Source organism: Buttiauxella sp. S19-1 (assembly GCF_022134725.1).
GTDB lineage: Bacteria > Pseudomonadota > Gammaproteobacteria > Enterobacterales > Enterobacteriaceae > Buttiauxella > Buttiauxella ferragutiae.
On sequence record NZ_JAHWLU010000191.1, the window covers coordinates 1 to 5,065 of the forward strand.

Below are 5,065 nucleotides of genomic sequence, written 5' to 3' on the forward strand. Positions count from 1 at the left end.
TCCCAGTCCTTTACCTTGAATAAATACTCCCTCATTAGCTAAGAGAGGTGCCGGTGGCGGTTTTTGCTTCATGCCAGCAGCCATACCCGCCATATCAGATAGCACGGCACCAGTTTCAAGGGCGCCAGAAACCTGTTGCGGTGTTCCCCCCGCCATCTTTGTTAAGAATGCAGGCAGGTTGAACGGAGGGGCAAGGAGAGCCATGACGATGTCATTGCTGTTTTGCAGAAGCCATTGCTGCTCAGCTTCCGTAATCGGAGCTTCTAGCCTGGGGCCGGGACGATAAACTCTTTCATAGAGGTTATGAAGGTGGCGGATGCGATAGATATCTTCGGGAGGCATGTTGTGATCAACGTAATCGTTGAGCAACTTTTGCAGGTCATTAAGGTCCTGCTCGGGCATCTGGCTGGGTAAAGCTTCGCACTGGTTTCTGAATGAATTACCAGCGTTCACATTGCCCTGATAGCTTTTATCTGCCATCTTTTTCAGGATGTCTTTTTCGTCGTATTCTTTGAAGATATTCTTCAGATAAGCTTCACAGATGCCGGGTTGTTTGGTCAGCATCTTCTGTGGTTTACAGATACCGGTCAGCGTGTAGATACGCCCCAGTGTTCCGTTGGGGTTAAAATCGGCCATGGGTTGCCCTCCTTACTGGCATAGTCCGTCGTCAGGTTGTTGAATGACGGTTTCGTTTCAGACTTTTCCATTCATCAGAACTTCATCCAGATGTCGTGCAGTCTGGCGGCCTTCAGTGAAGACCGTGGTGGCACCAGTTAGCACTTTGCAGTGGCCATTACTGAGCGATACACCTGACTGGACACCAACCCCTGCGTTACCTTCCACGCCCTGGATGATGCTATCTATCATCAGTACCTTCTTTCCCCGGGCAAAAACTGTTTTGGAATAAGATATTTTTTCGGAAGATAATTTTTGGACGATATCGAAAGGAATGACGGTTAATCCGACTATGCAAAAATCCGGTGTCACGTTGACGACGATGAACTCATTTTCGGCATCAGCAATATGTTTTATAGCCATATCAGTTCTCCTTAAGCGGAATGCTGTTCTGGTTCTGGCAGTTGAACAGTCCGTAGAAGCAGTTCATGGATATTCAGATGATGCGGTTTGCTCCAGCGCCACACGAGGTCGATACGCCCTTGCCCGGTGTTTTCGTCGGTAGCGATATGTACGGTATCCAGAGGCAACATAGACTGTCGAGCGGTTATGCCTTCCTGCCAGTACGCTGCAATACCAAGGGCGGGTAGCCAGGTTCCAAGATGTGGAATGCCTTTAATTAGATGGAAAAATTCAAGTTTCTCATTTCCATTTAGTGGGGTTGAGCTTTGCAGTGAAGGATGCGCGCACTGAAAAAAGCGCAGGTCAAAGTCATCGGGATAATCCAGATAGGGTGGGTTATCTTTGAGTTGATCCCGCCATTTTTCATCATACGCTCCGGCATATTTTTGACGACTTAACCAATGGCGGGCCACGGGGCCAAAACCGGTCAGTGGCGGTTTTGTACCGATTTGATGTTCTTTTGGTTCCCACTGCGGGGCGGGGAACTGGTCATCAGTTGAGTAGCCTGCAAAACTAAAACCATTGCCTGAAGGATTAGGGGCATAAATTTCCCACTCTTCAGGTGGGGTATCAGGAATTACGTTGCGTCCGCCATAGGCTAGTTCGTAGGCAATCGGAACGTGTTCTGTCAGGGCGGGTTCACTCATATGCCATCCCAGCCGTTCAGTGTGTTGCCAGCAACGCTTTCCAGTGGCTATGCAGGTGTAATCAACCAGCGTGTTGTGACGGTTGCTGATGCGTAAACCTGTCTGAAAATGTTGTGTGGGGCAATCGGCATAAACTGACCCAGTAACCAATATATCGGTACCGGGTTTACCCAAAACAAGATCCCCTGCCTGAAGCAGAGAAGAACTCATTGGGTCATCAGGCTGGCGGTATTTATCAGCAAGAAACAGTACTGCTGGCTGGGGAATAGGGCAAAGGCCACCAGGTAGCAGATTAAAGCTGGCTTTCACTACTACAACATCATGAAACACCTTTCCCGGAGCCATTTTGTCGTACTGAAAAGTAGTCAAACCCGTCTGATTATCCAGAATACGTAATTTGGGTTCAGGTAAAACAGACATGAGTTCTCCTTATCTGTCATGACGTTCACTAATTTTTTAATATGCTGAGCTGCTTTTAATTAAGATGAACATCTTTACCCTTGATCTCCACGGGACCGCTGGCAGTGAATTCAAATTCGGTACCTTTGATGATGACCTTCCCGCTGTTTTCCAGCGTGATGGAGCTGGAACCGCATATTAGTTCGATTTTATCCACTGATTTAATTTGGGTTTCGTGGTCCACATCAAGCGCATAGTTCTGTTCTACCTTGATTTTTTGAGACTTTTTTACCGTTTCATTATCTTCACCGGCGATGACTGCTTTCTGATCTCCTCCGACGTTTTTCTCGCGATTTTCCGTGATATCCAGCGTCTGATCATTCTGCACAGCTATCTTTTGATCATGGGAGACAGTGATTTTCTGGTCATGACCACCTTCCTTCTTACTCCCCACATTGATGGTCTGACCGACCACAACGGTGACCGTCTGGTTATTCTTCACGGTTTCGGTATGGTCGTGGTTTACTGTCGTTGTCCTGTCATGCAGCACTTCCGTTTGCATGTCTTTCTGGGCGTGGATGTAAACCTGTTCCTTACCGGTTGCATCTTCAAAGCGCAGTTCATTAAAACCATCGCCTTTGTAGGTTTTCGAACGAATAGTCATCTGAGTTTTGGTGCCAGGCAGGCCGCCTGGAGAACGGTTATCCTGATGATAAGTCCGTCCCATAATGATGGGCTGATCCGGGTCGCCATTGAGGAAGTCCACGATCACTTCTTGACCTATACGCGGGATAGCCAGGTTGCCAAACCCCGCGCCTGCCCAGGCCTGTGATACCCGAACCCAGCAGGAACTGTCTTCAGTTTTTGGGTTGTATCTGTCCCAGTGGAATTTCACTCGTACCCGGCCATGTTCGTCACAAAAAATTTCTTCACCGGCTGGGCCTGTGACAATGGCGCTTTGGGGGCCATCTACTTTAGGTTTAGATCGAGGTGAAATGCGCCAGGTTCTGTCTGCTGGTATTGCTGTGAACTGGTTGCTTAGTGTGGTTCCTTGTCCCTGATTACCATGTTGTGCCTGAGGTTGGGCACCCGTGATAATACTGCTGACGATCTGCCAACTACGGTTCAGAGGTTCCTGCGGATGCTTCACCAGCGTGAAGTTTGTTCCAGGCCATAGTTTCGGTGAGTTAGTGGTTCCGGTGCCTTTTTCTGCATCGTTACGCAGCCCGTCCATCTGGTAGCGAGTAAAATCCTGGCCGTGTTGCTCATCCTTGAACCTGCCTGGATAGTCAAAGATTTCATATTGTGAGAACTGGTTATTTAGGTTTATACCTTTCTGTTGGTATTGCCCTTGCCACCCTGGAACTTTAAAGGTGTAATCCTGGCTCATAACTGATGAAGGCCGGACATTCGCCTCGTAACAGAACACGCTGATACATTCATCAGTGACTTCGGTTGTCGTATTCGGGTTGAACGAAATGGGATTCGGTAACTTGGATAGGCCTGCCACATCATCACACAGTGTCAGTTTTTGGTTCGGCCCATCTGCGGACATTTTGTCATAAAAGAAAATCCCCTCTTCGGACCACAGTCGATTCAGAAAATCTAAATCTGATTCGCCGTATTGCACGCAGAATTCTCGCGGAGAATGCTTTTGATAAAAGGATGGAGACCAATCAGTCACACCATTTTCATTAAGCAGAGTGCTTGAGATTGCCTTGATATCTTGTTGCTGGAATATACGAAAGTTCTGTCGCAAACCACAGCGCCACAGGGTTGGGTGAATTCTGAAGCGGTATTGCATCTGCCATTGGTCATTATTTTGCATCCCAAAGCTGGCTATAACACCTTTGACAGAACGCAGTGCCTTCATTCCCTGCCAGATGGTCAGTGTGACGTTCTTTTCCAGTAAAACTTTCGCTTCCCGATCAAATGACTTACTGACAACATCTACGTCCAGAACAAATGGTAAAGAATATTTTTGCATTAGCAAAAAGTTGACAACCGCGAACGTATCCGGCGCCTGGCCGTCTACCTCCAGTGTGAAACGCAGCCCTTTTAATGACATAACAACCTCCCTGAGTTCACAGGAAAAACAGACTAACCGCAGGAAAGTGACTGTGAATGTAAAGCGATACGTTTCTATTCAGACATGCTACCGGCAGGGGGGACGGCTTATGCCAGCTCCCGTGAAAAACGTAACTTCTTTTTTAGGACAGATCTTTCAGCTTACGGATAGATACAAAAACAACATTCTGCCTATAAGGCAGAATGTTGTTAGTTCACTTTGACACTTACGCTTCCAGCGGTGCGCGCCAGTCATCAGCACCGGAAGTGCCTGACTTGACGTGTTCCCACTCGATCTTGCGGTATGCCAGTGACACTGCGAGCAGTTGGGTAAATTCTCGCTGGCTCGGATCCTGGCAGTGCGGCATATGCAGATTGATATCGACGATGGTCGAATCTGTCAGGCGCGTAGTGAAATAATGCTCTTGCTTGCCTTCAACCGAGGTACGCCACCAGTGCAGTTCAGTCGTTGGTAGCATTTCACCGCTTGCCAGTGCGTTGTATAACAACGGCACAGCTTTGTTCAGTGCTACGGTGAAAATGAACGGCTTGTGCGCCCGTTGACCGCTTGGCTGACCAGATTGCGGGTCAGTTGGGACGGTCACGTTATGCAGAAATTCCTGCACTAGCATTTCATCTTCGTGGCCCTGAACGTAAATATTACCGACAGAATCGGCGGTAAATGCACCGGCAGTGATGTTTCCCTGGGTCAGACCATTGATTGATATATAACAAGGGGTAGGCATAGTTTTAACTCCTTTTTTGGTTGCTGCTAATGATTGCCTACCGTTATTCCTCGATAGGCAGAAGCGGCACGGCTTTAACCGGGAACCGCATCATTCGTGTAGCTGGTATGTTGTTAAAAAAACAAAACC

Annotated in this window: 5 protein-coding genes; all 5 read right to left on the reverse strand. The window is 48.0% G+C overall.

Going from position 1 to position 5,065, the window contains the following annotated elements; all coding sequences use genetic code 11:
- Window positions 1–636 (reverse strand): hypothetical protein (locus tag MES37_RS23365; protein ID WP_237932737.1); only part of this gene is annotated, 636 nt, incomplete at its 3' end.
- Between the two features lie 57 nt (window positions 637–693).
- Window positions 694–1,038: a PAAR-like domain-containing protein gene (locus tag MES37_RS23370; protein ID WP_064540016.1), complete on the reverse strand. Its 345-nt coding sequence runs from the start codon at window positions 1,036–1,038 to the stop codon at window positions 694–696.
- 11 nt (window positions 1,039–1,049) lie between these two features.
- On the reverse strand, window positions 1,050–2,144 hold the full coding sequence (locus MES37_RS23375; protein WP_237932738.1) for a DUF2169 family type VI secretion system accessory protein: 1,095 nt from the start codon (window positions 2,142–2,144) through the stop codon (window positions 1,050–1,052).
- Between the two features lie 55 nt (window positions 2,145–2,199).
- Window positions 2,200–4,191, reverse strand: a complete 1,992-nt coding sequence (locus MES37_RS23380; RefSeq protein ID WP_064540012.1) for a type VI secretion system Vgr family protein — start codon at window positions 4,189–4,191, stop codon at window positions 2,200–2,202.
- A 226-nt stretch (window positions 4,192–4,417) separates the two neighbouring features.
- On the reverse strand, window positions 4,418–4,936 hold the full coding sequence (locus tag MES37_RS23385) for an Hcp family type VI secretion system effector (RefSeq protein WP_064540010.1): 519 nt from the start codon (window positions 4,934–4,936) through the stop codon (window positions 4,418–4,420).
- Window positions 4,937–5,065 lie beyond the last annotated feature (129 nt).

Coding starts and splice junctions, on each gene's coding strand:
- MES37_RS23385 (WP_064540010.1), bottom strand. CDS start 4,936: ATGCCTACCCCTTGTTATATATCAATCAATGGTCTGACCCAGGGAAAC.
- MES37_RS23380 (WP_064540012.1), bottom strand. CDS start 4,191: ATGTCATTAAAAGGGCTGCGTTTCACACTGGAGGTAGACGGCCAGGCG.
- MES37_RS23370 (WP_064540016.1), bottom strand. CDS start 1,038: ATGGCTATAAAACATATTGCTGATGCCGAAAATGAGTTCATCGTCGTC.
- MES37_RS23375 (WP_237932738.1), bottom strand. CDS start 2,144: ATGTCTGTTTTACCTGAACCCAAATTACGTATTCTGGATAATCAGACG.